The organism is Methylobacterium oryzae, assembly GCF_036441375.1.
Lineage (GTDB): Bacteria > Pseudomonadota > Alphaproteobacteria > Rhizobiales > Beijerinckiaceae > Methylobacterium > Methylobacterium oryzae_A.
In genome coordinates this window covers 21,789-48,221 of the sequence record NZ_MLCA01000008.1, presented here as the reverse complement: position 1 = coordinate 48,221, position 26,433 = coordinate 21,789, and the positions used below count along the sequence as shown (strand labels likewise).

The 26,433-nt window shown below is 71.7% G+C and carries 24 protein-coding genes and 1 pseudogene; 15 read left to right on the top strand and 10 right to left on the bottom strand.

What is annotated here, in order from left to right; genetic code table 11:
* Positions 1-56: 56 nt before the first annotated feature.
* From MOTC310_RS16255 to MOTC310_RS16245, 3 genes are read left to right on the top strand one after another with little or no spacing between them, the layout of a single operon-like run.
* A complete protein-coding gene (locus tag MOTC310_RS16255; RefSeq protein WP_331294558.1) occupies positions 57-848 on the top strand; it encodes a VOC family protein in 792 nt (263 codons plus the stop codon).
* 10 nt (positions 849-858) lie between these two features.
* Positions 859-1,359: a VOC family protein gene (locus MOTC310_RS16250; protein ID WP_331294559.1), complete on the top strand. Its 501-nt coding sequence runs from the start codon at positions 859-861 to the stop codon at positions 1,357-1,359.
* The gene (locus tag MOTC310_RS16245) at positions 1,352-2,017 is read left to right on the top strand and encodes a dihydrofolate reductase family protein (RefSeq protein WP_331302514.1); all 666 of its coding nucleotides are present in this window, start codon (positions 1,352-1,354) and stop codon (positions 2,015-2,017) included. The genes MOTC310_RS16250 and MOTC310_RS16245 overlap by 8 nt, the downstream gene beginning before the upstream one ends.
* Before the next feature lie 73 nt (positions 2,018-2,090).
* Here the strand turns inward: MOTC310_RS16245 and MOTC310_RS16240 are convergent, their stop codons facing one another.
* The 7 genes from MOTC310_RS16240 to MOTC310_RS16210 all read right to left on the bottom strand — a co-directional run bounded on the left by MOTC310_RS16240 (position 2,091) and on the right by MOTC310_RS16210 (position 10,497).
* Positions 2,091-2,570, bottom strand: a complete 480-nt coding sequence (locus MOTC310_RS16240; protein WP_331302513.1) for a YidB family protein — start codon at positions 2,568-2,570, stop codon at positions 2,091-2,093.
* Positions 2,571-3,028: 458 nt separating this feature from the next.
* A complete protein-coding gene (locus tag MOTC310_RS16235) occupies positions 3,029-4,726 on the bottom strand; it encodes a GMC family oxidoreductase (RefSeq protein ID WP_331291500.1) in 1,698 nt (565 codons plus the stop codon).
* Between the two features lie 13 nt (positions 4,727-4,739).
* Positions 4,740-5,399 (bottom strand): gluconate 2-dehydrogenase subunit 3 family protein, encoded by a 660-nt coding sequence (locus tag MOTC310_RS16230; RefSeq protein WP_331302512.1) that lies wholly within the window; start codon positions 5,397-5,399, stop codon positions 4,740-4,742.
* A gap of 12 nt (positions 5,400-5,411) precedes the next feature.
* Positions 5,412-6,362, bottom strand: a complete 951-nt coding sequence (locus MOTC310_RS16225; protein WP_331291498.1) for a hypothetical protein — start codon at positions 6,360-6,362, stop codon at positions 5,412-5,414.
* A 97-nt stretch (positions 6,363-6,459) separates the two neighbouring features.
* A complete protein-coding gene (locus tag MOTC310_RS16220) occupies positions 6,460-7,554 on the bottom strand; it encodes an enolase C-terminal domain-like protein (RefSeq protein ID WP_331291585.1) in 1,095 nt (364 codons plus the stop codon).
* A gap of 20 nt (positions 7,555-7,574) precedes the next feature.
* Positions 7,575-9,365 (bottom strand): thiamine pyrophosphate-requiring protein, encoded by a 1,791-nt coding sequence (locus MOTC310_RS16215; RefSeq protein WP_331291497.1) that lies wholly within the window; start codon positions 9,363-9,365, stop codon positions 7,575-7,577.
* Between the two features lie 187 nt (positions 9,366-9,552).
* The gene (locus MOTC310_RS16210) at positions 9,553-10,497 is read right to left on the bottom strand and encodes an SMP-30/gluconolactonase/LRE family protein (protein WP_331291496.1); all 945 of its coding nucleotides are present in this window, start codon (positions 10,495-10,497) and stop codon (positions 9,553-9,555) included.
* 286 nt (positions 10,498-10,783) lie between these two features.
* On the opposite strand from MOTC310_RS16210, the gene MOTC310_RS16205 reads away from it, so the two are divergent.
* From MOTC310_RS16205 to MOTC310_RS16160, 10 genes are all read left to right on the top strand, one after another.
* A complete protein-coding gene (locus MOTC310_RS16205) occupies positions 10,784-11,443 on the top strand; it encodes a cytochrome c3 family protein (RefSeq protein WP_331291495.1) in 660 nt (219 codons plus the stop codon).
* A complete protein-coding gene (locus tag MOTC310_RS16200) occupies positions 11,431-14,226 on the top strand; it encodes a 4Fe-4S dicluster domain-containing protein (protein ID WP_331302511.1) in 2,796 nt (931 codons plus the stop codon). Before MOTC310_RS16205 ends, MOTC310_RS16200 begins: the two co-directional genes overlap by 13 nt.
* Positions 14,223-15,581 carry an NrfD/PsrC family molybdoenzyme membrane anchor subunit gene (gene nrfD / locus MOTC310_RS16195; RefSeq protein ID WP_331291523.1) on the top strand — a complete coding sequence of 453 codons (1,359 nt, stop codon included), beginning with the start codon at positions 14,223-14,225 and terminating at the stop codon, positions 15,579-15,581. Before MOTC310_RS16200 ends, nrfD begins: the two co-directional genes overlap by 4 nt.
* On the top strand, positions 15,578-16,105 hold the full coding sequence (locus MOTC310_RS16190) for a DUF3341 domain-containing protein (protein WP_331291522.1): 528 nt from the start codon (positions 15,578-15,580) through the stop codon (positions 16,103-16,105). Before nrfD ends, MOTC310_RS16190 begins: the two co-directional genes overlap by 4 nt.
* The gene (locus MOTC310_RS16185) at positions 16,102-16,629 is read left to right on the top strand and encodes a c-type cytochrome (RefSeq protein WP_331291521.1); all 528 of its coding nucleotides are present in this window, start codon (positions 16,102-16,104) and stop codon (positions 16,627-16,629) included. Before MOTC310_RS16190 ends, MOTC310_RS16185 begins: the two co-directional genes overlap by 4 nt.
* Positions 16,626-17,591: a hypothetical protein gene (locus tag MOTC310_RS16180; RefSeq protein ID WP_331291520.1), complete on the top strand. Its 966-nt coding sequence runs from the start codon at positions 16,626-16,628 to the stop codon at positions 17,589-17,591. Before MOTC310_RS16185 ends, MOTC310_RS16180 begins: the two co-directional genes overlap by 4 nt.
* 562 nt (positions 17,592-18,153) lie before the next feature.
* Entirely contained in the window at positions 18,154-19,233 is a 1,080-nt protein-coding gene (coxB, locus tag MOTC310_RS16175) for a cytochrome c oxidase subunit II (protein WP_419539136.1), read from the top strand.
* Positions 19,234-19,261: 28 nt separating this feature from the next.
* On the top strand, positions 19,262-20,959 hold the full coding sequence (ctaD, locus tag MOTC310_RS16170; protein ID WP_331291518.1) for a cytochrome c oxidase subunit I: 1,698 nt from the start codon (positions 19,262-19,264) through the stop codon (positions 20,957-20,959).
* Positions 20,956-21,633, top strand: a complete 678-nt coding sequence (locus MOTC310_RS16165; protein ID WP_331291517.1) for a cytochrome c oxidase subunit 3 — start codon at positions 20,956-20,958, stop codon at positions 21,631-21,633. Before ctaD ends, MOTC310_RS16165 begins: the two co-directional genes overlap by 4 nt.
* The gene (locus MOTC310_RS16160) at positions 21,630-21,926 is read left to right on the top strand and encodes a cytochrome C oxidase subunit IV family protein (protein ID WP_331291516.1); all 297 of its coding nucleotides are present in this window, start codon (positions 21,630-21,632) and stop codon (positions 21,924-21,926) included. Before MOTC310_RS16165 ends, MOTC310_RS16160 begins: the two co-directional genes overlap by 4 nt.
* Before the next feature lie 7 nt (positions 21,927-21,933).
* Here MOTC310_RS16160 and MOTC310_RS16155 read toward each other — a convergent pair whose 3' ends face one another.
* Both MOTC310_RS16155 and MOTC310_RS16150 read right to left on the bottom strand, forming a co-directional pair.
* A complete protein-coding gene (locus tag MOTC310_RS16155) occupies positions 21,934-22,455 on the bottom strand; it encodes a DUF421 domain-containing protein (protein WP_331291515.1) in 522 nt (173 codons plus the stop codon).
* A gap of 126 nt (positions 22,456-22,581) precedes the next feature.
* Positions 22,582-23,598, bottom strand: a complete 1,017-nt coding sequence (locus MOTC310_RS16150; protein ID WP_331291514.1) for an LLM class flavin-dependent oxidoreductase — start codon at positions 23,596-23,598, stop codon at positions 22,582-22,584.
* Between the two features lie 251 nt (positions 23,599-23,849).
* Between MOTC310_RS16150 and MOTC310_RS16145 the strand changes: the two are divergent.
* Positions 23,850-24,788: pseudogene (locus MOTC310_RS16145) on the top strand (M20/M25/M40 family metallo-hydrolase); the annotation flags it as partial.
* Between the two features lie 299 nt (positions 24,789-25,087).
* The gene (locus MOTC310_RS32835) at positions 25,088-25,216 is read left to right on the top strand and encodes a hypothetical protein (RefSeq protein WP_419539929.1); all 129 of its coding nucleotides are present in this window, start codon (positions 25,088-25,090) and stop codon (positions 25,214-25,216) included.
* A 192-nt stretch (positions 25,217-25,408) separates the two neighbouring features.
* On the opposite strand, the gene MOTC310_RS16135 is transcribed toward MOTC310_RS32835, so the two are convergent.
* Positions 25,409-26,419: a glycosyltransferase gene (locus MOTC310_RS16135; protein ID WP_331302510.1), complete on the bottom strand. Its 1,011-nt coding sequence runs from the start codon at positions 26,417-26,419 to the stop codon at positions 25,409-25,411.
* Between the last annotated feature and the right edge of the window lie 14 nt (positions 26,420-26,433).

The window sequence follows — 26,433 nt, the reverse complement described above, 5'->3', positions numbered from 1 at the left end:
GCCGTAAGGGGCGCCGCGAAGCGGCCGAAGCGCCGATTGTCACGGAGGAGCGCGCGATGCCACCCGTCGAGGGGACCCCAATCTGGTTCGAGCTGGACGCGGCCGACCCGGACGCCGCGCAGTCCTTCTACGAGGCGGTCGCCGACTGGCGCGTCGCGCCGTCGCCGATGCCCGAGCATGGCGGCTACCGGATCGCGGAGGCCGATGGGGCGCCCGTGGCGGGGATCCGGCGGTCGATGCCCGAGGCGCCCGGCCTGCCCGGCTGGACGGTCTACCTCGCGACGCGGGACGTCGACGCCCTGGCGTCGCGCGCGGTGGATCTCGGCGGCCGGATCCGGTTCGGACCTGTCGACATCCCCCATGTCGGCCGCTTCGCCCTGGTGAGCGACCCGCAGGGGGTGGTCTTCGCGCTGATGGCTCCGGCAAATCCCGCAGAAAGCCGGGCCTTCGGGCCGGTGCCCCTCGGAGCGGAGCGGACCCGCGGCCACGGCGTCTGGATCGAGCTCGCGACCCCCGAGCCGGAGGCGGCCCTCGCCTTCTACGGCGCGCTCTTCGGCTGGGAGAAGCTCGGGGCCATGCCGATGGGCGACGGGGGCGAGTACGCCTTCATCGGTCGGGGCGACCTGCGCCCTGGCGCGGTGATGTCGAGCGCGGCCACCGGCGCGCCGGCCCGATGGAACTGGTACATCCACGTCGCCGACATCGATGCCGCGCTCGCGACGGTCCGGGCCAGTGGCGGCACGGTCCTCCAGGGGCCCGACCCGATTCCCGGAGGCAGCTACTCGGCCAACATCGCCGATCCGGCGGGCCACCGGCTCGGGCTGGCCGGCCCGCGCCACTCGTCGTGAGGGGGCGGCGATGGCGCGCGACACGCTGACGACCTGCCTGTGGTTCGACCACGGCGAAGCCCGCAGGGCCGCGGAATTCTACGCCGCGACCTTCCCCGACAGCCATGTCGGCGCTCCCATGAACGCCCCGTCGGACTTCCCGGGCGGGTCCGCGGGCGCCGAACTCACGGTCGCGTTCACCGTTCTCGGTCGGCCGTTCGTCGGCCTGAACGGTGGCCCCGCCTTCAGGCCCAACCAGGCGGTCAGCTTCATGGTGCTGACCGAGGATCAGGCGGAGACCGACCGGTACTGGGACGCCATCGTGGGCCACGGCGGCGCGGAGAGCCAGTGCGGCTGGTGCACGGACCGCTGGGGCTTCTCCTGGCAGATCACGCCGCGCGCGCTCCTGCGCGCCAACAGCCATCCCGACAGGGAAGCGGCCCGGCGCGCGTTCGAGGCCATGATGACCATGCGCAAGATCGACATCGCTCGGATCGAGGCGGCCGTCCGCGGAGATTCCGCCCATGCGTAGGATCACCGGCTCGCTCTTCCAGTCTCTCGACGGTGTGATCCAGGCGCCGGGCGGTCCGGAGGAGGATCAGACCGGCTTCACGCAGGGCGGCTGGACCTTCCCGTACTTCGACGCATCCCTCGCCGCGCCGATGGGCAAGCTGCTCGGCGGCGACTATGAGCTGCTCCTCGGTCGACGAACCTACGAGATCTTCGCCGCGTACTGGCCGCACAACGCCGATCAGCCGATCGGGGCGACCTTCAACGCGATCCGCAAACATGTCGTGACTGCGTCCGACGGGTTGCTCGCCTGGAACAACAGCCGGCGGCTCGCCGGCGATCCTGTCGCGGCGATCACCCGCCTCAAGGAGAGCGACGGGCCCGACCTCCTCATCCAGGGCAGCAGCATGCTCTACCGGGCCCTGCTCCCGGCGGGTCTCGTCGACCGGATGGTCTTGATCACCTTCCCGGTCATGCTCGGTCGCGGCAAGCGCTGGTACGCGGACGACCCGTCGGCGGCCCGCACTTGGACGCTGGTCGAGCAGACCCACTCGCCGAAGGGCGTCCACGTCGCGGTGCTCGCGCGGGGCGGAGCGGTTCGGACTGGCAGTTTCGCCACCAAACCCCCGAGCGCGGACGAGCGCGCGCTCCGCCAGCGCCAGGCGGCGGGTCGCTGGTAGGCGGGCGCCCGCGACGGCCGCCCGGGGCGGCGGCAGCCTGGGGCCGGGCCGAGCTCGATTTCCCGGCCTCGGGCTAGGCCGGAAGCCGCCCGTCGGGCGTGTAGCGGTCGACGGCCTGGGGCAGCTCCCGGGACAGCCGGGAGAGCAGTTCCGCGCGGGACAACCCCGTGCGCTGCGTGAGCGCCGCGAGGACGTCGGGTCCGATCGCCTGCTCCAGGTGTTGCGGCGCGATGTCCTGGTTCGGTCCCCGGCCGACCCACGACTGGACGGTCGCCCCGTGGCCGGCCTGCTGGAAGCGCTCCAGCATCTCGCCCAGGCCGCTGTGCAGGAAGCCGCCGGGGGCCTCGCCGCGGCGGTCACCCAGCAGGCCGCCGAGAAGCCCGCCCGAGCCGCTGCCGGAGCCGCTGCCGCCGGGAGCCGGAGCCCGGCCCGTGGGTGCGGGGGCGGTCTGACCGCCGCCGCCGAGCAATTCCGCGAGTTTGTCGCGATTCTGGTATCCGGCCAGGGCGAGGAGGCCCAGGAGCGCCGTCATCGAGGGGTAGCCATCACTCATGCTTCGTCTCCGGCTTCCGGCGGCGGGCACGAGCCCGCCGCCCTACGACGCGGGCAAACGCGGACGGACCCCGTTGCGATGCAGGCGGCGCCGCCGATCCCGGCGAATGTGCGCGGGTTATCGGGCCCGCGTCGCGGCTTTCGGCGCGGTACACGATATCGCCCTTCGCCACTGCGGGGTGTCCGGAGGCCTCCTTCGCTCGGGTCAGGCTGGGCGCGTTGCCGCTCTGGACGATCCTGAGCGCGATCATGCTGGCCTCCACCTCGTGATGCCCGTCATGACAGCCGGGAGTCCGGCGGGTCCAGCGAGGAGCGGCCTGCTCGGTGCTCAGGCCGTCATCCGATGTCTCGACAGCGCCGAGGCTACCTCTCGCCGCCGACGAAGTCCTGGCCGGTCGCGCACAGCCGGTCGGCAGGCTGCCGATGCCGGTCCCACCCGGGCGCGGCGCCCGCCGTCGGTCATCGCCGCGACGCGGAGATCCGGTCGGCCGTGCGCAGGGCGATGGCCTGGATGGTGAGGGAGGGGTTCACCCCGCCGACGGTCGGGAACACGGACCCGTCGCAGATCCAGAGGTTCGGGATGTCCCAGGACCGACAATCGGCGTTGACGACCGAGGAGCGCGGGTCGTCTCCCATCCGGGCGGTGCCGTTGAGGTGGCAGGTGTCGTCGCCCTGGTCCCAGACCTCGCGCCCGCCCGCGGCGACCAGCGCCTCGCGCAGGAATTTCAGCGCGTGCCGGTTCATGGCCTTGTCGTTGTCGCACCACGAGTAGGTGATGCGGGCCACCGGCAGGCCGTACTGATCTGTCACGTCGGAGAGCGTCACGCGGTTGCGCGCCTGCGGCATGTACTCGGAGACCACTTTCAGACCGGCCACGTGGTTGTAGCGCTGCATCTCGGCGACGAGAGCCTCGCCCCACAGGCCGCGCGCTGAGGCCTGCGTATTGGCCCAGAGCTGCGGCAGCGGGCCCTGGCTCATGTAGGAATAGCCGCCGAAGAAGTCCTTGGCGAAGGGGCCGTGGCCCTTGTCGTCGTAGTTCCAGTGCTCGCTGATCGCCAGCGAGGGCGGGCCCTTGTAGCTGCGGATCTCCTCGTCGAAGATGCCCCAGACCGCCTGGTTGCCCTGGACCATCAGATTCCGGCCGACGAGGCCCGAGGAATTGGCGAGCCCGTCCGGGAATTCCTGGTTCGCCGAGTTGAGGAGCAGGCGCGGCGTCTCGATCGCGTAGCCCGCCACCACGACGTTCTTCGCCCGCTGGAACCGCCACCGGCCCTCGCGGTGGTAATGGACGCCGGTGGCGCGCCCGTTCCGCGTCTCGATCCGGCCGACCATGGCGAGGTCGCGGATCTCGGCGCCGGCCTTCAGGGCGCGCGGCAGGTAGCTCACGAGCACGCTCTGCTTGGCGTTGGTCGAGCAGCCCAGCGTGCAGAAGCCGCGGTAGACGCAGGGTGGCGCGTCGCCGTGGGGTGCCGAGACCGTCGCGAGCGGCGTCGGCGTCCAGCCGACGCCCATCGCCTCGGCGCCGCGGGCCAGAACCTTGGCGGCGGCGTTGATCTCGTGCGCGCGGCGGCGATAGCGGGGCCGGTGCGGTCCCCAGGGGTAGGAGACCGGGCCGGAAATCTTCAGGTCATCCTCGACCTGATCGTAGTAGTGCCACATCTCCCGCCAGTCGATCGGCCAGTCGGCGCCGTAGCCCATCAGGGTGCGCGCCTTGAACCATTCCGGCCGGAAGCGCAGGGCCACCATGGCGTAATGGACGGTCGAGCCGCCGACCGCCTTGCCGGAATTGTTCGAGCCCATCTGCAAGGGGTTGTCGCCGTCGACGATGCGTTCGTCCGTCCAGTAGAGCTTGGACTGATGGCTCTCGTCGGAGGCGAAATCCTCCAGCGGCCGGAAGTACGGGCCGGCATCGAGGGCCACCACCGAGAAGCCGCGCTCGGCGAGCCGGCAGGCCAGGGTCCCGCCGCCCGCGCCGGTGCCGACGATGGCGAAGTCGACCTCCTCCTCGTCCCGGTGCTGGCGCATCGGCACCCATTCACCGATCCGCATGACGTTGGGAGCGCGGCCGTCGCGGGCCCGGGGATGGTGTTCGGGGTCGTCGCCGGGAACGGCGTGCTTCGGGTTGTCGGCGGCGTTGCCGAGGCCGGGGATTCGCATGGGCGAGAGATCCTTACCGACCGACCAGGAGATTCTCTTCGTAGGCTTCGTCCGCGCGGCCGGGCTTGGCCTCGGCGGCCTCCCAGGGGTCGCGGCGGTCGAAGTCCATGCGCACGTAGCCGCGCGGGCTCGCCGGTCCGCCCCAGCCGATCTCGTTCCAGGCCGTGGGATGGGCGTAGTAGGCCTTCACCACGTCGGCGAGGATCCGCTTGTGGAAGAACAGCTTGGACGGCATGCCGGCCCAGGCCGCGTCGGTGAGCTCGCCGGCCTCGGCGAGCTTCAGCAGCGTGTCCTGCGCGCAGGCGCCGAGTTCGTGGAAGCGCGCGCCGAACCGCGCCCGCGCCTCGGCGTCGAGGGCCTTCAGCCCCCGGCGCCACGCCGCGCGCTGCTCCAGCAGTTCGGGGTTGCGGTAGCCGTCGCGGGTATCGGTGGCGAGCTTGTGGTCCACGAGGGCCGCCACCGGGACCGGATCCGCCCGGTCCGCCGGCTGCGGCACGATCCGATCGGCGACGGCCTTCATCGTCGGCCACTCGGATTCGTCGAAGAAGCGGCGCGTCTCGGGGCCGATCGCCAGCCGCTCGTCCAGAACCGCGCGGGTCTTGGCGTTCCAGGAGGGGCTGTCGCGCTTCGCCAGCACGTCGTAGCCCGGATAGAGGTCACGTCTCGGCAGCATGGGGCACCCGGCTCAGAAGCGGAAGGATCGGTGTTCGAGCAGTTCGAGGGCGGCGAGCCCTCCGAGCGCGACGCCGGAGAAGGACGGCGGGGCCGGCAGCGGCGGCCCGTCGATGAGGTTCTGGCGCCAGTTGCCCCAGCCACCCATCATCCGGGCGACGCCGTAGGCGTGGAAGGCGACGCCGCCGATTCCCATCGCGGAGACCGCCCACATTCCCCATTTGGCGGTGGCTTGGCTCGCCCCCGCCGGCTTGGCGGCGGCGCGGGCGAGCAGGGCTGCGGCGAGGGGCGGCAGGGAGACGGGGATGTACATGGCCGGGTTCTGGAAGGCGCCGCGGAAATGCAGCAGCCCGGCCTCCAGGGTCGTGCCGGCGAGCATGCCCGCCGTGGCCAGCGCCAGCGTCGGCCCGGCCGACAGGCCGCCGAGCCGGGGCGCATCGGGATCGGCGTCGCGCACATGCTCGGCCACGACGCCGAGGATGCCGGCAAGCGTCAGGGCCATCGGCGCGCCGATGGGGGCGGAGTAGAACAGGTTCTGGAAAGAGTAGCCACCCTCGCGCTTGCCGACGTTGTAGGCGTGGAAGCCGAAGCCGATCAGCCCGGTCAGCCCGGCCAGCACCTGCACCCCGTGCCGGACGCGCGAGCTGCCGGGATCGGTATCGCCGGCCCCGTGCAGGGACGCCGCCAGGGTGACGCTGGACACGACGATCGGCGTGTACATCGCCCGGTTGAAGAACTGGCCGCGGTAATGCTCCAGGCCGGAATCGAACAGCACCGAGGCGGCGAGCATCGTCGAGGCGTGGTTCAGGCGCTGCGCGGCGCTCGCCGTCACCGCGCTCCCGCGCGGCGGGTAGCTGCGCCCCCCGGAGGCGGCCGGATCCAGGCGCTTCGAGCGTCCTGAGGCGAACCACGTCAGCAGGCCAGCGCCGACAGCGGTCGCGGCGAGGACTACCACCGGATGCACCGCAGCCTCCACCCGCACGGGAGCGACGCGCCGCCTCAGGGCGTGGCGGGACGATCCCGGCGCGCCGCGGTGGTGCTCCGGCGTATGGCGGCCACGGTCAGACAGCGTAGGCATCGGCGTCCCGGGTCTTGAGGATGAGGCCGTGGCCCGGCCGGGCCAGGTCCGGGGCGATCGCCCCGTCCCGGGCCACGGGCGCGCCATCGAACAGCATCCGCTCGATGCGGACGTGGTCGTGGAACCATTCGAGGTGCCGGAAGCGCGGCGCCGCGACCGCCACGGGCAGGTGCAGCGCCGGGGCGCAGTGGCCGGAGAGGTCGAGATGCGCCGCCTCGCAGAGGGCCGCGATCTTCAGGAAGCCGCTGTAGCCGCCGCAGCGGGTCACGTCCGCCTGAGCGACGTCGACCGCGCCGGCCGCGAGCAGGCCGCGCAGGTCGTCCAGAGTGTAGGCGTATTCGCCCGCCGCGATCTCCATGCCGGCGGGCGCCGTGGCGCGAACGGAGGCCATCCCGGCGGGATCGTCGCTCGTCACCGGCTCCTCGAACCACGCCACGCCGAACGGCTCCGCCGCCCGTGCGACCGCGACGGCGCGCTTCGGGGTGAAAGCACCGTTCGCATCGATGAACAGGTGCGCGGCGCCGATCGCCGCCTTGGCGGTCGCCATGCGGGCCGGATCCCGCTCGGGCTGGCTGCCGATCTTCATCTTCACGGCGCGGCAGCCGTCCTGCTCGACCCAGCCGGCGAGCTGCTCGCGCAACTGCCGGTCGTCGTAGCTCGTGAAGCCGCCGCTGCCGTAGATCTCCGCACGCTCCCGCGCCCGCCCGAACAGGCTCGCGAGCGGCAGGCCGAGGAGGCGCGCCTTCAGGTCCCACAGGGCCGTGTCGAGGGCCGAGATCGCGCTGGCGGCGAGCCCGGAGCGGCCGAGGTTGCGCACCGCGCCCCACAGCACCGCGTTCGCCCGCGGGATGTCGAGGGCCGGGAGCCCGGAGAGGCGTGCCGCCAAGTTTTTCGTGATGAGCGGCGCGACGCTGGCGTCGGTATAGCTGTAGCCGAGGCCGGTCTCGCCCCCCGCCTCGACCTCGGCGACCACGAGGGTCGTCTTGTCCCAGGCAAAGGTGCCATCGGCCTCGGGCGCGTCGGTGGGAACGGTGAAGGCCCGGGCCCGCACCGCCCCGATCGTCGGGTCCTCACGCATCATCGGAGCCGGATCCCGGCTTACGTCCTGTCGCCGGGCAGGACGGAACTCAGCACCTGCCGGGCGGTGTCGGCCAGGAGGTGGCGCTCCTTCGGATCGCCCTTGCCGAGCATCGTCATGAAGTTCTTGACCTGCTCCAGGGTGAAGAACGGCGGCAGGGGCGGCACCTCGGGATCGGTCTTGACCTCCAGCACCACCGGCACCGGGCTCGCCAGCGCCTCGTCCCAGGCCGCGCCCATACGGGCGGGATCATCGACGTAGATGCCCTTCAGGCCGATCAGCTCGGCGAACTTGTGGTAGGGCACGTTCGGGATGGTCTGGCTCGCCTCGAACTTCGGGTTGCCCTCCATCACCCGCTGCTCCCAGGTGACCTGGTTCAGGTCCTCGTTGTTGAACACACAGCAGATCCAGGTCTTGTTGGACCAGCGGTGCATGTATTTCGCCACCGTGATCAGCTCGGCCATGTTGTTCATCTGCATGGCACCGTCGCCGACCAGCGCGATCACCGGCCGGTCGGGATGGGCGACCTTGGCGGCGATCGCGTAGGGCACCGCAGCGCCCATCGAGGCGAGGCCGCCCGAAAGCGAGCACATCTGGCCGCGGCGCATCTTCAGGTCGCGGGCGTACCAGTTGGCGCAGGAGCCGGAATCCGAGGTGACGATCGCCCGCTCGGGCATGCGCGGCGACAGCTCCCAGGTCACGCGCTGCGGGTTGACCGGGTTGGCCTTGGCCATGGCCCGGTCCTCGGCTTCCTTCCACCAGGCGGCGACGCCCTTCTCGATGCCGGTGCGCCAGGATCCGCCCTCCTTCTTCTGCTCGAGGAGCGGCAGCAGGGCGGTGAGGGTCTCGGCCGACTCGCCGCAGAGCGGCACCTCCATGGGGTAGCGCAGCGACAGCATCTCGGGGGCGATGTCGATCTGCACGCCGCGGGCCTGTCCCTCCTCGGGCAGGAATTCGGCCCAGGGAAAGCCGGAGCCGATCATCAGCAGGGTGTCGCACCCGGCCATCATGTCGGACGAGGGCTTGGAGCCGAGGAGCCCGATCGTGCCGGTGACGAAGGGCAGGTCGTCGGGCAGCGCCGCCTTGCCGAGCAGCGCCTTGGCGACGCCGGCCTGGAGCTTGTTGGCCACCGCGATCACCTCGTCGGTGGCGTGGAGCGCGCCGGCGCCGACCAGGATCGCGACCTTCTTGCCGGCGTTGAGCACGTCCGCGGCCCGGCGCAGGTCGGCGTCGAAGGGCACGACCTTCGGGGCGGTGTAGCCCACGCCCGAGAAGGTGTTGCCGTGCTTGCGTACCGGCGCCTCGTAGGGGACGTCCTGCAGGTCGTTGGGCAGGATGATCGCCGCGACCTTCCGCTCGGCCTTGGCGATGCGCATGGCGCGGTCGACGATGTGGCGGACCGAGGCCGGGCTCGCTGCCTGCTGCACGTAGGCGGCGACGTCCTTGTAGACGCTCGTGAGGTCGAGTTCCTGCTGGTAATGCGCCCCGTTGACGTTGCGGGCCTGCTGACCGGCGATGGCGAGCAGGGGCACGTGGTCCGAATAGGCGTCGTACATGCCGGTGAGCAGGTGCGTCGCGCCGGGGCCCGACGTGGCGAGGCACACGCCGACCTCGCCGGTGAACTTGGCGTAGGCGGTGGCCATGAAGGCCGCCATCTCCTCGTGGCGGACCTGGATGAACTCGAAGGGCAGGTCGTTGCGCTGGAGCGCGCCGAGCAGGCCGTTGATCCCGTCCCCAGGGTAGCCGAAGATCGTCCGCACACCCCATTCGGCGAGGCGCTTCCAGAAGAAGTCGGCGACTGCTTCGGCCATGGGCAGCTCCTTGAACCCGCGCGGCCGCGCAGCCCCCGGCGGGGACGCGCCTCGAACCCTGCGACGGAATTCCTGATCCGGCGCCTTGCGCGGCGCCCTGTGTCGTGGGGCTAACCGACGGTTGCCCGGGGCGTTCCTGGCGGAAGTCCGCGCATTCTGACGTTTCCGTGAGGTGCGCGCTGCGCCGTCACCCGTCCGCGAGGTCGATGGCGTAGAGATGCGTCGTCGCGGTGATGAACAGGCGCCGCTCGCCCGGCCCGAAACAGCAGTTCGAGCAGAGCTGCGGCGTCGGGATCAGCCCGAGCCGATGGCCCTCCGCCGAGAAGACCTGCACCCCAGCCTCCGAGCTCGTCCAAACCCAGCCGCGGTGATCGACGCGGAACCCGTCCGGCACGCCGGGCTCGATTTCGGCGAAGACGCGCCGCGCGTCGAGGCCGCCGTCGTCCCGCAGGGGATAGGCGTAGATCGTGTGCCCGTCGCCCCCCTCCGTCCGCGACGTGTCGCTGACGTAGAGCGTGCGCCCGTCCGGCGCGAAGGCCAGTCCGTTCGGCTGGCCGAGATCGGCCATGCGCCGCAGGCTGCCGTCGGCGGGGTCGAACCGATAGACGCTGTGATGGCCGAGGTCCGACTCACCGAGCACGCCCTGCTTGGGCTGCCGCAGGCCGTAGGCGGGATCGGTGAACCACAGGGCGCCGTCGGCGGCGCAGACCACGTCGTTCGGGGCGTTGAAGCGGCGGCCCACGTAGGTCTCGACCACCGGCCCATACTGCCCGTCCGGCGTGGTCCGGGACAGCCGGCGGTTGCCGTGCTCGCAATGGATCAGGTTGCCGTCCCGGTCGACGGTGTTGCCGTTGATGAACGGTGTGGCGTCGATCACCACGCGGACGCAGCCGTCCGGATGCCAGCCCAGCACCCGGCGGCCCTCGATGTCCGACCAGACGAGGATGTCCCGCGCCGGCCACCAGGTCGGGCCCTCGCTGAACGTCGCCTGATCGTAGAGGGCGACGAGGCGGGCCTGGTGCGGCACCGCAGCGGAGAAGCGCGGGTCAGAGGCCCGCGGCGGATCGACATGCGGCACAGGCTCGGGCGGACCGGGTCGGCGCAGCAGGTTCGATGCGGCTTCGGCGATCATGACACCTCGGCGAGTGGCCTGTCCGACGACCGGATTCCGGCGGCTTTCGAGAAACCAATCGTCGTCGGCCGATGTCGTTCGCTCGGCCCAGGTATGCGCCGACCCGATCACCGGACGCGACAGGACCGAGCCGTGCTCCCGCTCGTCCGGCCCGATCCCCTGCCCGCCGGGAAATGGGACAACGTTCTTCGACGGGACAAACATAGATCGAGGCCGGACCCGCCGACCTCCCCTAGACCTCGACCGGACCGACGGATCCGATGTCTCGCGGAGGCGGACGCGCGGAATGGTGCAGATCTTCCGGCCGGGCGCCGACACGGTCGCCCGTTTGGTCCTCGCGTCCCTCGCCGCGGCCCCGGTCTTCGGCGTGGGGCTCGCCTACGCCTACTGGCGCTCGCCCTATGCCACCCAGCAGGACGTGACCCGCGAGCAGCCGGTGCCGTTCAGCCACGAACACCATGTCGGCGGCCTCGGGATCGATTGCCGCTACTGCCACACCGCCGTGGAGAAGGCCGCCTTCCCGGGCATCCCGCCCACCGAGACCTGCATGAGTTGCCACTCGCAGATCTGGACCAACGCGCCGATGCTCGCGCCCGTCCGGACAAGCCTCGCCGAGGGGCGCCCCCTCGAATGGCGCAAGGTCCACACCCTGCCGCACTACGTCTACTTCAACCACGCCGTCCACGTGGCGAAGGGCGTCGGCTGCACCACCTGCCACGGCCCGATCCAGACCATGAAGCTGGTGCGTCAGGTGGCGCCGCTCACCATGGGCTGGTGCCTCGACTGCCACCGGGACCCCGCCCCGAACCTGCGCCCCCGCGAGGCGGTGTTCGACGTGACCTGGACCCCGCCGCCCGACCAGAGGGCGGCGGGCGCCCGGCTCGCCCAGGCCTATCACGTCAAATCGCCGGACCGGCTCAGCGAGTGCTCCATATGCCACCGCTGACCCCACCGACCCGTCGCACGGCCCTAGGCCTCCTCTCCGCCGGCATCGCGGCGGGACTCGGTGCCTGCGCGAAGCCCGCCGAGGAGCTGGTACCCTACGTGGTGCAGCCGGAGCGGCTGCTGCCGGGCGTGCCGGTGCGCTACGCCACTGCCCTATCCCTCGGCGGCTGGGCGCGTGGCGTCCACGCCATCGCGGTGGACGGGCGGCCGATCAAGATCGAGGGCAACCCGCTCCATCCCGCCAGCCTCGGCGCCACCGACGTCTTCGCGGAAGCCGCGATCCTCGACCTCTACGATCCCGACCGCTCCCGCACGGCCACCGAGCGGGCGACCGGCATCGCCGCGTGGGCCATGGCCGAGCGGGCCCTGGCCGCGCCCCTGGCGCAGGCGCGCCGGGAGCACGGCAGCGGCCTGCGCCTGCTCACCGGGCGCGTCACCTCGCCGACCCAGATCCGCCAGATCGCGGCCCTGCTGACGGCGCTGCCGGAGGCGCGCTGGCACGTCCACGAGCCCCTGGACGACGCGAACGCCCTGCGCGGCGCCGACCTCGCCTTCGGCCGCCGCTACCGGGCGCTGCCCGACCCGGGCCGGGCCGAGACGATCCTCTGCGTCGGCGCCGACCCGCTCGGGCCGGGGCCGGACCAGATCCGCTTCAGCCGCGCCTTCATGGAGCGCCGCCGGGATCCGGCGCAGTTCGGGCGGCTCTACGTGGCCGAGACCGCGCTGACCCAGAGCGGCGTCAAGGCCGATGCCCGCCACGCCCTGGCCCCGCGCGACGCCGCGGGCCTCCTCGCCGCCATCGCCAACGGTCTGGGCGCGGGGCTGCCCGTGCCCGACCTGCCGGCGGAGACGGCCCGGTTCGCCCACGCGGCGGCGGCGGACCTGACGCGGGCGGACGGCCGCGCCCTGGTCCTCGTAGGCGAGGCCCACGCGCCGGAGCTTCACGCGCTCGGCCACTGGATCAACGACCGGCTCAAGGCTCCGGTCGCCTATCGTCCGCCCGACGATCCCGCGCCCGCCGATCTCGCCGCGCTGGCGGCGGATCTCGACCGGGGCGCGGTCTCCTGCCTCGCGATCCTCGGCTGCAACCCGGTCCACACGGCGCCCGCCGACCTCGCCCTCGCGGAGCGGATCGGCCGGGCCGGCTTCTCGATCCATGCCGGGACGCACGGCGACGAGACGGCCGGCGTCACCCACTGGCACTTGCCCCTGGCGCACGAGCTCGAGAGCTGGTCGGACCTGCGCGCGCCGGACGGTACCGCGAGCCTCGTCCAGCCGCTGGTGCGGCCCCTCTACGGCGGACGTTCGGTCCACGAGATCCTGGCGCTCCTGGCCGGAGAGCCCGCCAGCGCCGGCCACGACATCGTGCGGGCGACGTGGCGCGACCGCGGCGGCGACGATTTCGAGGGCTGGTGGCGCAGGGCGCTGCATGACGGCGTGATCCCCGACAGCGCGACCGCCCCCGTCGATCCCGGCCCGGCGCGGATCCCGACGCTGCCGGGTCGCGCGCCCGTCACCGGCCTCGCCGTGGAATTGCGGCCGGATCCCTGCCTCTACGATGGCCGCTACGCCAACAATGCGTGGCTGCAGGAATGCCCGAAGCCGGTCTCGAAGCAGGTCTGGGGCAACGCGCTCGCCCTCTCGGCGACGGAGGCCGCCCGGCGCGGCCTCGCTTCCGGCGACGTCGTGCGCCTCGGGATGGACGGCCGGGCCATCGAGGCCGTGGTCGCGATCGAATCCGGCGTCGCCGACCGGGCCGGCGCCCTGACGCTCGGCTACGGCCGCCCCCGCGCCGGAGCGATCGGCAACGGCATCGGCGCGGACGGCTACCGCCTCGCCACGGCGGCGTCACCGCGCCTGCTGGCGGGCGTCAGCGTCGAGCAGCTCGACCGCCGGGACGAGGTGCTGCGCACCCAGAACTACACGCAGATCGAGGGCGAGACGCGGAAGCTCTTCCGTCAGATCGCCCTCGCCGACCTGCAGGACGCGAAGCCCGAGGGCATCGGCGGCGAACGGCCGACCCTCCTCGCCCCCTGGAGCGGCGACGCCGACGGCCATGCCTGGGCGATGGTGATCGACACCCAGGCCTGCATCGGCTGCAACGCCTGCGTCGTCGCCTGCCAGTCCGAGAACAACGTGCCGGTGGTCGGGCCGGAGGAGATCGCCCGGGGGCGGATGATGCACTGGCTCAGGGTCGACCTGTACGATTCCGGCACGCCGGATTCGGTGAATGCCGGCTTCCAGCCGGTGCCGTGCATGCATTGCGAGCACGCGCCCTGCGAGCCGGTCTGCCCGGTGGCCGCCTCGGTCCATGACGGCGAGGGGCTGAACCTCCAAGTCTACAACCGCTGCGTCGGAACGCGCTTCTGCGAGGCGAACTGCCCCTACAAGGTCAGGCGCTTCAACTTCTTCGGCTACGCGGACGGCCAGCCCTACGCGACCATGGGCGCCGAGAGCGTCAAGGCGCAGCACAACCCGAACGTGACGGTCCGCGCCCGCGGCGTGATGGAGAAATGCACCTACTGCATCCAGCGGATCGCCAACGCGCGGCAGGAGGCCGAGCGCGACGGGCGGCCGATGGGGGCCGTCGCCACCGCCTGCCAGTCCGCCTGCCCGACCCGGGCGATCCAGTTTGGCGACCTCGCCAGGCCCGGCGACCCGGTCCTGGCGCTGCGCCGGGATCCCCGGCACTACGCCCTGATGGAGGAGCTGAACACGCGCCCTCGCACCACGTACCTCGCGGATCTCCGCGCCCCGAATCCCGACCTCGGGGGGCGGACATGAGCGGCGGCGCGCAGGCCCATCGCTGGATCGCCCCGGCCCAGCTCAGCCACGGCGCGATCTCGGCGGCGATCGCCGACCCGATCCAGAAGCGCGGGCCCGGCAGGCTCTGGGTCTACGCCCTGCTGGCGACCCTGCCGTTCGTGCTGGTGACGCTCGGCGCCGTCGTCGCGGTGCTCACGGTCGGGATCGGCCTGTCGGGGGTGAACACCACCGTCGTCTGGGGCTTCTCGATCGCCAATTACGTCTGGTGGATCGGCATCGGCAATGCCGGCACGCTGATCTCGTCGATGCTGCTGCTCACGCGCCAGCGCTGGCGCGCCTCGATCAACCGCTTCGCCGAGGCGATGACCCTGTTCGCCGCCGGGATCGCCGGGATCTTCCCGATCATCCATCTCGGGCGGCCGCTCTACGCCTACTGGCTGGCCCCCTACCCGAACACCATGAATCTCTGGCCGCAATGGCGCTCGGCCCTGGTGTGGGATTTCTGGGCGATCCTCAGCTACATCCTGTTCTCGGCCCTGTTCTGGTTCACCGGCCTGCTGCCCGACCTCGCCACGATGCGCGACCGGGCGACGACCCGGCGCGGTCAGGTGATCTACGGCGCCCTGGCACTCGGCTGGCGCAACTCCGCCCGGCACTGGCAGGTCTACGAGACCTTTCACAAGACCATGGCGGCGCTCGCCGTGCCGCTGGTCTGCTCGGTGCACTCGATCGTCGGCCTCGACTTCGCCGCGAGCCTCATGCCCGGCTGGCAGGAGAGCATCTTCCCGCCCTACTTCGTCGTCGGCGCGATGTATTCCGGCTTCGCGATGGTCGTGATGATCGCGATCTTCATCCGCTGGGGCCTGAACCTCCAGGCGGTGATCACGCCGGCGCATTTCGACGTCATGGGCAAGGTCATGCTCTTCGCGAGTGTGGTGATGACCCTGTCGTACGCCACCGAATGGTTCACCGCCTGGTACGGCGGCGAGCATCCCGACCGGGACGTCGTGCGCTACTTCTTCGCGGGCGACTATCGCTGGCTGTACTACGCCCTGATCGCCTGCAACTGCGTCGTTCCGCAGGCCCTGTGGTTCCCGTTCGCCCGGCGCAACCTCTGGGTGCTCGCCGGGATCTCGGTGATCATCAATATCGGGATGTGGCTCGAGCGCATCCTGATCGTCTGGAACACGCTCTCGCACGGCCACGCGATGAGCCTGTGGCGGACCTACCATACTAGCCTCTACGACCTCGCGATCCTGTTCGCGCCGCTCGGCCTGTTCGTGCTCGGTTTCCTGGTGCTGGTGCGGGTCTTCCCCGTGGTCTCGATGCACGAGGTCCGGCAGCTCAGCCACGACGCGGGGGCCGCCGTATGAGCGCACCCACCCGCGCGCCGCTCCTTGCCGAGTTCGAGACCCCCGACGCCCTGGTGCGGGCGCTGCGCCTCGTGCGCGGCGACGGTCACCGGCCGCTGGACGCCTACACGCCATTCCCGCTGGAGGCGCTGTCCGGCGCGTTTCCACCCGCGCGCAACCCGGTGCGACTTGCGATGGCCGCGGCGGGCTTCGGCGCGGCCGCCGCGATGTACGGGCTGCAATGGTACAGCGCGGTCGTCGATTACCCGCTGAATTCCGGCGGCCGGCCGCTCCATTCCTGGCCGGTCTTCACCCTGGTGCCGTTCGAGTTCGGGGTGCTGGCGGCCGCGGTCGCGGGCTTCGCCGCGATGCTCTGGGCCTGCGGCCTGCCGCGGCTCAACCACCCGGTCCACGACATGCCGCAGTTCGAGCGGGCGAGCCAGGACCGCTTCCTGCTCCTCGTCGCGCCGAAGGCCGAGCCCGCTCCGCTCCGGCGGCGGCTGGAAGAGGCCGGCGCGCTTCTCGTGTCCGAGTTGCGGGCATGAGGCGCGCCCTCTTCCTCGCCGCCCTGCCGGCCCTGTGCCTCGCGGCCTGCGACGACCAGTCGATGCGGGTGCAGAACCGCTACGAGGTCTACGGCAAGGCGCCGCTCTTTCCCGGGGGCGCCGAGGCGCAGGCGCCGCCCGACGGCACGGTGGCCCAGGGCGACCTTGCCGGGGCGGAGGACCTCGCCACGCCGCCGCGTCTCGACGCGGCCCTGCTGGCCCGGGGCAAGGCGCGCTACGAGGCGATCTGCACCCCCTGCCACGGCTATACCGGCGCGGGCGACGGCATGGTCGTGCAACGGGGCTTTCCGCCGCCGCCCTCCTACCAGGAGGACCGCCTGCGCGCGGCCCCCGCCCGCTACTTCGTGGACGTGATCACCAGGGGCTACGGGGTGATGTACCCCTACGCCAACCGCGTGGAGCCCCGCGACCGCTGGGCGATCGCCGCCTATATCCGCGCGCTGCAGCTCTCCCAGGGGGCCCGCGTCGCGGAGGTGCCGGGCCTCGCGGAGCACTTGCCATGATCGACGCCCTCGCCCGAGGCTGGCTCGTCGCGTGGCTCGTCTGGAGCGCGGTGCCGGTGGGCAGCCTCGTCCTGATGCTGATCCACCGCGTGACCGGCGGGCGCTGGGGCGAGGCCCTGGCCCCTGCCCTGCGCCCGGCCGCCGCCCTGGTCCCGCTCGCCACCCTGGCCTTCCTCGGCGTGGCGCTGACCCTGCCCGCCCTCTACCCCTGGGCGGCCGACGCGCGCGCGGTGAAGCCGGACGTCGCCGCGCTCTATCTCGACCCGGCCCTGTTCGACCTGCGGGCGGGGCTCGCGCTCGGCGGCTGGTCGGTTCTCGCCCTCCTCTGCCTCGCCGGGCGCTGCGGGCCGCTGACGGCGGCTCTGGGCCTGTGCTTCTACGGGCTCACGATCAGCCTCGTGGCCGTGGACTGGATCCTCTCGGTCGAGCCGCATTTCACCTCCTCCGCCTTCGCGGCGGGGATCGCCCTGCACCAGATCCTGGCGGCCCTCGCCTGGGCCGCCGTCGCGAGCCCGCCGGGCCTCGACGAGGCCCGCGCCGCCGACCTCGCCGGGCTGATCCTCGCGACCCTGCTCGGCGTCCTCTACATCGGCCTGATGTCCTACATCGTCGCGTGGTACGGCGACCTGCCCGCCAAGGCGGATTGGTACCTGAAGCGCGGCACCGAGGCCTGGGTCGCGGTGCTCGGCACCGCCGTCGCGGTCGGCGGGATCCTTCCCTTCGCGGCCCTGCTCTTCGCGAAGCTGCGCAGGAGCGCCGCCGCCCTGCGGGTCGTCGGGCTCCTCGTGCTGGTCGGGATCGCCCTGCACCTCGCGTGGTACGTGCTGCCGGCCTACGGCGCGGATGCGGGGCCTGCCGCCCTCTCCGCCCTGCCGGGTCTCGCCCTGCTCGCCCTCCCCTCGCGGCCGGTCGGCCGCCGCCTCGCCCGGATCCGCCGCGCCGGGAGGCCGCGCCATGTCTGACCGGGCGCCCGACCAAGCGCGCGACCGACCGGCGCCTCCGGCCGAGGGCCAGCTGCATACGGGCGTCCACGACGACGTGGTCGGCCATGCCCGCCCCGGTACGGAGGCGCCGGTCCTGGCCCTGCGCCCGGTCCTGCTGACCGGCCTGTTCATCGTGGTGTTCGTGGGCGCGACGTTGGCGGGCCTGCGCGTCTACTACACGCGCACCGTGAGCCTGCCGCTGATGCGGCCGCCGCGCGATGTCCCCGAACCCCGCCTCCAGCGGGCCCCGGCGCGCGACCTCGACGCCTTCCTGAGGGAGCAGAAGGCGCGGCTCACGGGCTATGCCTGGGTCGACCGGGAGAAGGGCATCGCCCGCATGCCGATCGACGCGGCGATGGCCCGCCTCGCGGCGCAGGGCGATGCCGGCTTCGCCGCGCCCCTCCAGCCCGAGCAGGTGCCCCCGCTCGGCAGCCGGGGAGGTGCCCCCGCTCGGCAGCCGGGGCGGCGCCTCGAGCGCCCTGCCGTCCCCCGACGGGCAGCCCGGCAGCGCGCAGCGCGCCGCCTCCGGGGGGGATCGCTGATGGAATCGCTCCTGCCCGCCTGGTTGATGCCCGTCGCCGCCTCGGTGCAGGCCGCCAAGGTCGACCGGATCTTCATCGGCCTCACGATCATCTCCGCGCTGATCGTGCTCCTCGTGGTCGGCCTCGTGGTGACCTTCTCGATCCGCTACCGGCGCGGCTCGAAGGCCGACCGGGGGCCGCTGCCGGAGGTGGTCTCCCGCGAGTTCGAGATCGGCTGGACCGCCGCCACCCTGTTCGTGTTCGTCTTCATCTTCTGGTGGGCGGCGTCGGCCGAGATCACCGCCTTCTCGCCGCCCAAGGACGCCCTCGAGGTTCATATCGTCGGCAAGCAGTGGATGTGGAAGGCTCAGAGCTCCAACGGCGCCCGCGAGATCAACGAGCTGCACGTGCCGGTCAACGCGCCGGTGCGCCTCGTCCTGACCTCGCAGGACGTGATCCACGCCTTCTACATCCCGGCCTTGCGGCTGAAGCGGGACGCGGTGCCCGATCAGACGACCGAGACGTGGTTCCAGGCCACCAAGACCGGCACGTTCCAGCTGATGTGCACGGAGTATTGCGGCACCGACCACGCCCGGATGCTCGGCCGGGTGATCGTGATGGAACCGCAGGATTACGCGTCCTGGCTCGCGGCCCAGCCGGAGGGCGACGACCTCGCCCATCAGGGCGAGCGGCTGTTCTCGGCCCGGGGCTGCTCCGGCTGCCACGCGCCGGGCTCGTCGGTCCATGCCCCGAGCCTCGCCGGCATCTGGGGGCAGGCGGTGCAGCTCGACGGGGACAAGCGCGCCACGGTCGACGCGGCCTATATCCGCGACTCGATCCTCCAGCCCGCCCGGGACATCGTGGCGGGCTACGCGCCGATCATGCCGAGCTACGCCGGCCTGCTCTCGGACGGGGAGATCCAGGAACTCACCGCCTATATCCGCTCGCTGGGCGCGGGCCCGCGGGTGATCCGGACGCCCGGCGTGCCGCCCCTGTCCTCTCGGGTGCCCGGCAACGCGACGGAGCGCAGCCCCGCCATGGTGCCGGGCGCCCCCGTCTCCGACACCCCGGCCCCCGCCGGACCGGCGGTTCGGCCGTGACCCCGCCCCAGCGACCAGGAGAGCGCGCATGAGCAGCCGCGTCGCGCAGAGCCCCCTCAGCCTCGCCGACCCGGACGAGCTGGCCCTCGGCCTGCCCGAGAGCTACCTCGCGGCCGGGAGCACGCTCGGATCGTGGCTCACCACCACCGACCACAAGCGGATCGCGATCCTCTACGCGCTGTCGGTGACCCTGTTCTTCTTCATCGGGGGCGCGGCCGCCACGATGGTGCGGCTGGAGCTGTTCACGCCCCAGGCCGACCTCGTCGGCGCCGACACCTACAACAAGCTGTTCACGCTCCACGGCGTGATCATGGTGTGGTTCTTCCTGATCCCGTCGATCCCCACCACGTTCGGCAACTTCCTGCTGCCCCTCATGATCGGCGCGCGGGATCTCGCCTTCCCCAAGCTCAACCTCGTGAGCTGGTACCTCAACGTCATCGGCGGGCTGATCACCGCCACCGCCGTCCTGGCGGGAGGCATCGACACCGGCTGGACCTTCTACGTCCCCTATTCCACCACCTTCTCCAACACAGCCGTCACGGTCGGCGTGCTCGGCGTGTTCGTCTCCGGCTTCTCGACCATCGCCACGGGGGTGAACTTCATCGCGACCACGCACCTGCTGCGGGCGCCGGGGATGACGTGGTTCCGCCTGCCGCTCTTCGTCTGGGCCATGTACACGACGAGCCTGATCTTCGTGCTCGCCACGCCCGTGCTGGCCCTCACGATCCTCCTCGTGGTGGCGGAGCGCAGCCTCGGCCTGCCGATCTTCGACCCCGCCAAGGGCGGAGACCCGATCCTGTTCCAGCACCTGTTCTGGTTCTACTCGCACCCGGCCGTCTACATCATGCTCCTGCCCGGCATGGGGATCGTCTCGGAGGTGATCACCTGCTTCGCGCGGCGGAGGATCTTCGGCTACGAGTTCATGGTCTACGCGCTCGTGGCCATCGCGGTGATCGGCTTCTTCACCTGGGGCCATCACATGTTCACCTCGGGCATGTCGCCCTACGCGGCCCTGATCTTCTCGTTCCTGTCCTTCGTGGTCGCCGTGCCCTCGGCGATCAAGGTGTTCAACTGGACCGCCACGCTCTACCGCGGCCAGATCGGGTTCGAGTCGCCGATGCTCTACGTGCTGGGGTATATCGGCCTGTTCACGGTCGGCGGGCTGACCGGGCTGTTCCTTGCCTCGATCCCGATCGATGTGCACGTGCAGGACACGTACTTCGTCGTCGCGCATTTCCACTACATCATGGTCGGCGCGACCGTCTCGGCCTACTTCGCCGGGCTGCACTTCTGGTGGCCGAAATTCACCGGTCGGATGTACCCGGAGACCTGGGCGAAATTCGCCGCCGTGCTGATGTTTTTCGGCTTCAACCTGACCTTCTTCCCGCAATTCATCGCGGGCTATCTCGGCATGCCGCGGCGCTACCATGTCTACCCGCCGGAGTTCCAGGTCTGGAACGTGCTCTCCTCCTCGGGCGCGGCGGTGCTGGCGGCGGCCTACCTGATGCCGCTCGGCTATCTCACCTGGTCGCTGTTCTTCGGCGCGCGGGCGGTGAACGATCCGTGGAACGCTGCGGGACTCGAGTGGCGCACCACCTCGCCGCCCCCGCGGGACAACTTCGTCGGGCGCCCGGCCGTGCTCGGCAAGCCGTACAACTACCATCCGGAGGGCGCGGTCCCGCTGAGGGACCAGCCGCGCATCCCGTCGCAGGGCTCGCTGACATGAGCGACCCCGCGATCGCCCCGGACGCCCTTCTCCGAGAACCCTGGGAGGGGCTGAAGCTGCCCGAGGACGCGGCGCTGTCCGCCCAGCGCTTCGGCGCGACCTTCGGCATCTGGATCTTCATCGCCAGCGAGGTGCTGTTCTTCGGGGCCCTGTTCCTGTTCTACGCCGCCGTGCGGCTTGAGCACGCCGAGGCCTTCGCAAGGGCCGCCCGCGAGACGAACATCGTCTACGGCACCCTCAACACCGCGATCCTGCTCACCAGCGGCCTGACCGCCGCCGTCGCCTCGCGCGCCTCCGAGCACGCGCCCCTGCGCCGCCTGACCCTCTGGTGCCTCGCGGCGACCGCGTTCCTCGGCCTCGCCTTCCTGATCGTGAAGGGCCTGGAGTACCGCGAGGACATCGCCGAGCACCTCGTGCCGGGGGCCGCCTTCAAGCTCCCGGAGCCCGCCACGCAGCTGTTCTTCGGCTTCTACTGGCTGTCGACCGGCATCCACGGCCTCCACCTGATGATCGGCATCGGCCTCGTCGCGCGGCTGATCTGGATCGGCTGGCGGGACCCCGCGCGCCTGCCCGGGAACCCGCAGGTCGAGGTCGCGATGCTCTACTGGGGGTTCGTCGACATGGTCTGGCTGTTCCTCTACCCGGCCCTCTACCTCGTGGGGCGCGCGGGATGAGCGCCCCGGTCTCCGCGGGGGCGGTCTGGCGCCGGGTGCTGCCGGTCTGGCTCGGCCTGATGGCGCTGCTGGCGGTCGGCTGCGCGCTCGCCTACGCGCCGCTGGGCGACTGGAACGCCCCGCTGAGCTTCGCCCTCGCCGCCACGCAGGCTGGCCTCGTCGCCCTCCTGTTCATGCGCCTCGTTCGGGCCCCGGCCCTGATCCGCCTGACGGCGGCCTGCGGCCTGTTCTGGTCGGCGATCCTGTTCACGCTGACCCTTGCCGACGTGCTGAGCCGCCTCACGCGGACCTGACGACGTCTCAGCTCGCCCGCCTCACCGTGATCTTGCCGCTGGGCTCCAGGGTGATCCGGGCGGTCTCGCCGACGCTGTCGACTCCTGTCTGCCGCAGGGCCTCGTCGAGGTCCGCCGCGCTCACCGACTGGCGCAGCCGCGCGGCCTCGTCGAGCCGTCCGGCCTGGCCCAGGTCGATCGCCGCGCCCTCCACGAGCCGCGCCAGACCCGGGTACCGGGCCGCGCCCTGCGCCAGCAGCCAGTGGAGCAGCACGAGGACGGCGCTCGCCGCCATCGTGCCGAACAGCGGCGCGCTACCGGTCAGAGCCCGGCTGAGGGAGGAGCCGAGCATGATCGACACGACGATGTCGAGGGCCGACCACTTGCCGAAGGTCCGCCGGCCCGACAGGCGCATCAGCAGCAGCCCGTAGGTGAAGATGAGCACGGCCCGGGCACATTCCTGCCAGAGGGTCAGGTCGCGGCCGGTGCCGAAGAGGGTGCCGAAGAGGGTGTCGAGGAACGTCACGGTGACCTCGGGATGTCTGGACATCCTGACAGCGCCCGCGCCCCGCCGCCGGATCCCTCTGGCGGCCCGCGCGGCGCGCCGGTCCTGGATCTTCACCCGCAGCAGATCGCCGCGCGCGGCCGCCCTCCCCGTTCCCGCCGTCAGGGCCGGTCATCGCCAACCGAGCGCGGGTGCCACGTGCTTGAGGAGGCTCTCGATGAGGTGGGTGTTGTAGGCCACGCCCAGCTGGTTCGGGACCGTCAGCAGCAGGGTGTCGGCCTCCGCGATCGCCTCGTCGGCGCGGAGTTCGTCGATCAGCCGCTCGGGCTCCGCCGCGTAGGAGCGGCCGAACACCGCCCGCATGTTGTCGATGATGCCGACCTGATCGCTGCTGGCGCCGCGCCCGAAATAGGCCCGGTCGCGGTCGTTCACGAGCGCGAAGATCGATCGCGAGACCGAGACTCGCGGCGCGCGGGCGTGCCCCGCGTCCTGCCACGCCTGCCGGTAGCGGCGGATCTGCCTGGCCTGCTGGACGTGGAACGACTCCCCGGTCTCGTCCGCCTTCAGGGTCGAGCTCTGCAGGTTCATGCCCTGTCGCGCCGCCCAGACGGCGGTCGCGTCGGAGGCCGATCCCCACCAGATCCGGTCCCGGAGCCCCTCGGAATGCGGCTCCAGGCGCAGGAGCCCCGGCGGGTTGGCGAACATCGGCCGCGGGTTGGGTTGGGCGAACCCGGTCCCCTTCAGCAGGTCGAGGAAGACCTCGGCGTGGCGGCGCCCCATGTCGGCATCCGTCTCGCCCTCGGCCGGGGCGAAGCCGAAGTGGCGCCAGCCATCGATGACCTGCTCGGGTGAGCCTCGGCTGATGCCGAGTTGCAGGCGCCCCCCCGCGATGAGGTCCGCCGCGCCGGCATCCTCGACCATGTAGAACGGGTTCTCGTAGCGCATGTCGATGACGCCGGTGCCGATCTCGATGCGCTTCGTCCGGGCGCCCACCGCCGCCAGGAGCGGGAAGGGCGAGGCCAGCTGGCGCGCGAAATGATGGACCCGGAAATAGGCGCCGTCCGCCCCGAGCTCCTCCGCGGCGACCGCGAGGTCGATCGACTGCAGGAGCGTGTCGCCCGCGGTGCGCGTCTCCGACCCGCCGGCCGGCGACCAGTGCCCGAAGGACAGGAACCCGATCTTCTTCATCCACAGAACCCCTGCCCGCCCGCCTGCCGAAACCGCGATAGCCGTCGGGGTCCGGTCGGGCAACGATCCCGGGCCGCGAGGCTGATCCGCGCGGTGGCGGCGCGGCGAGCGATGCGGCAGACTCGATCGGCGCGACGGGCTCGGCGCTCCGGCTGCCGACCGGTCAGGGGGGCGGGCCGGTACGCCGGCACGAAAGTGGCAGAGCGGCGCCGCAGGGTCTGTTCCGGACCCGTAACCCAGGAGGCGTAGCGATGGACAGCGTGTCCGCCATCATGGCCGCCGTGCGCGCGCAGCGCGGCCGGATCGAGGCCCTGTTCACCGGGTTGGCCCAGTGCGGCCGGACGCAGCCCGGGTTCACCCGACCCTCCTACAGCCCGGAGGAGACCGAGGCGCACGCCGTGGTGGCGCGCTGCGCGTCGGATCTCGGCCTCGCGAATGGCCGGGATGCCGCCGCCAACACCGCGATGACGCTGCCCGGGCGCGACCGGACCCTGCCGCCGATCCTGATCGGCTCCCACCTCGACACCGTGGCCCAGGGCGGCAACTTCGACGGCGCCGCCGGCGTGGTGGCCGGGCTCGCCGCCGTCGCGGCCATCCGCGCGCTCGGTCTGGAGCCGGAGCGGGACATCACCGTCATGGGCATCCGCGCCGAGGAGAGCGTCTGGTTCCAGGTCTCCTATATCGGAAGCCGCGCGGCCCTCGGAGCCCTGCCGGACGGGGCGCTCGACGCCGCCCGGATCGACACGGGCCTCAGCCTCGCCGCCCACATCGCCTGGGAGGGCGGCGATCCGGACGCGCTGCGCCGCGGCCCGCCGGCCCTCGACGCCGCCGCGATCCACGCCTTCCTGGAAGTGCATATCGAGCAGGCGCCGAGCCTCGAAGAGGCCGGGATCCCGGTCGGCTTGTGCACCGGGATCCCGGGCAACGTCCGCTATCCCGACGTCCGCATCGCCGGCCGCTACGACCATGTCGGGACGCCGCGCCGCTTCCGGCGCGACGCGGCCATGGCCGGGGCCGAGATCGCCCTGGCCCTGGACCGGGTCTGGGCCGAGCGCGAGGCGGCCGGCTGCCCGATGGCCGTTACCTTCGGCCGGTTCCACACCGACGCCGCGGCGCACGGCCTGACGACGGTCGCGGGTGAATTCCGGTTCAGCCTCGACATGCGGGCCTACGCGGCCGGGGTGCTGGCGGAGCTGGAGGCGGCGTTCCTGGCGGCCGTGGCGGAGGTGTCGGAGCGCCGCGGCGTGACGGTGGCGCTGGGCCCCCGCGCCGAGGCGGGCGTCGGCGCCGTCTCGCCCCGGATTCGCGACGGGTTCGCGGCGGCCGCGGACGCGCTCGGCATCGCGACGCTGCCCCTGGGCANGGCGCCGTCTCGCCCCGGATTCGCGACGGGTTCGCGGCTGCAGCGGACGCGCTCTGCATCGCGACGCTGCCCCTGGGCAGCCCGGCCTCCCACGACGCCGCCGCCTTCGCCAAGGCCGGCGTGCCGATGGCGATGCTGTTCGTGCGCAACGCCAACGGCAGTCACAATCCCGACGAGGCCATGGCGATCGACGATCTGCTCGACGCCGTGGCGATCCTCACCGTCTGGCTGGTCGCCGAGACCTGCGGCGGCTGACGGGATCCGCGTCGGCCGGCGAAGCGCTCGTCCGGTCCGCCGCGGCACGGACGATTCCGAGGCTCGGCAGGACGTTCGCGGAGCGCCGGGAAGCGCCGCGCTGTACGCGGCGGGCCGTCCGATGCGGGCCCGGTCGCCTGGCCGGGCCAGCGATGACGCCCGCCAGGCCTGCCACGCGGCCGCCGCGCGCCGTCAGCGTCGAACGAGCGTGAACTTGAGGTCCTTGGCGATCGACCGCCAACGGATGTTGCCGTCGTGGACGGCCCGGTAGGTCCCGGAGGTCACCAGAGCCCAGAGGCGCTTGAGCGCGTCGAGGCGCGAGGCCGACCGGTAGACGGCTTCCCGCTCGTCGAGCTGGTGCAGCGCGCGCTGCAGGAACCCGACCGCGCGGGCCCGATCGAAGAGCGGGAAGGCCCCCGCGGTCGCGTCCGGCAGACGTGTGACGATCCGGATCATCGCGGCGGTCGCGTCCCGGTAGGGATCCGATCCGCCGGCCGCGGTCCTGGGCCTGGGATGTCGCGCGCGCGTCCCGTCGCCGAACAGGTTGTTGCCGTGTTGGCGATAGCGGACGAGCGGGACATCGATCTCCACGACTTGCCCGACGACTTGCGCGAGGAACGTCACCCACCGGTCGTGCGCGATCATCGCGCTCGGCACGATGAAATCGGTGAAGCGGTCCTCGATATCCCATAGGTCGAGGAGATCGCGGCGGAAGACGATCGAGAAGCCGAAGAACGTCAGCCAGGGATCGTAGCTCAGCGGCGGCTTCACGCCATCGCGCTGGATCCCCTGCGAGAATAACCGGAGCGCGCGGTTGCCCGCGTCGACGCTCACGGCCGTATGGGCAATCATGGACACGGCGCGATCATCGATGTGGCGCGAGCAAAGCTCGATCTTCCTCGGGTCCCAGATGTCGTCCTGATCGCAGAAGGCGACGAAGTGCCCGCGGGCGCGCAGAGCTCCCCGCAAGAAATTGTCGCGAAAGCCGAGTGCTGGCGAATTCCGGAATATTATAATCGGAATATTGCTTAAGGACACAAACTCCCGAACGATTTCAAGGGTATTATCGGTCGATTCGTCGTCGGAGACGATGATTTCGACCGGGCGCACGGTCTGCGCGACGAGGCTGTGCAGCTGCTCACGGATGAACGCGGAACCATTATGTGTTGCGATGACGACCGATATACCGTGCTCGTATCGCATGATGCCCTTCCAAC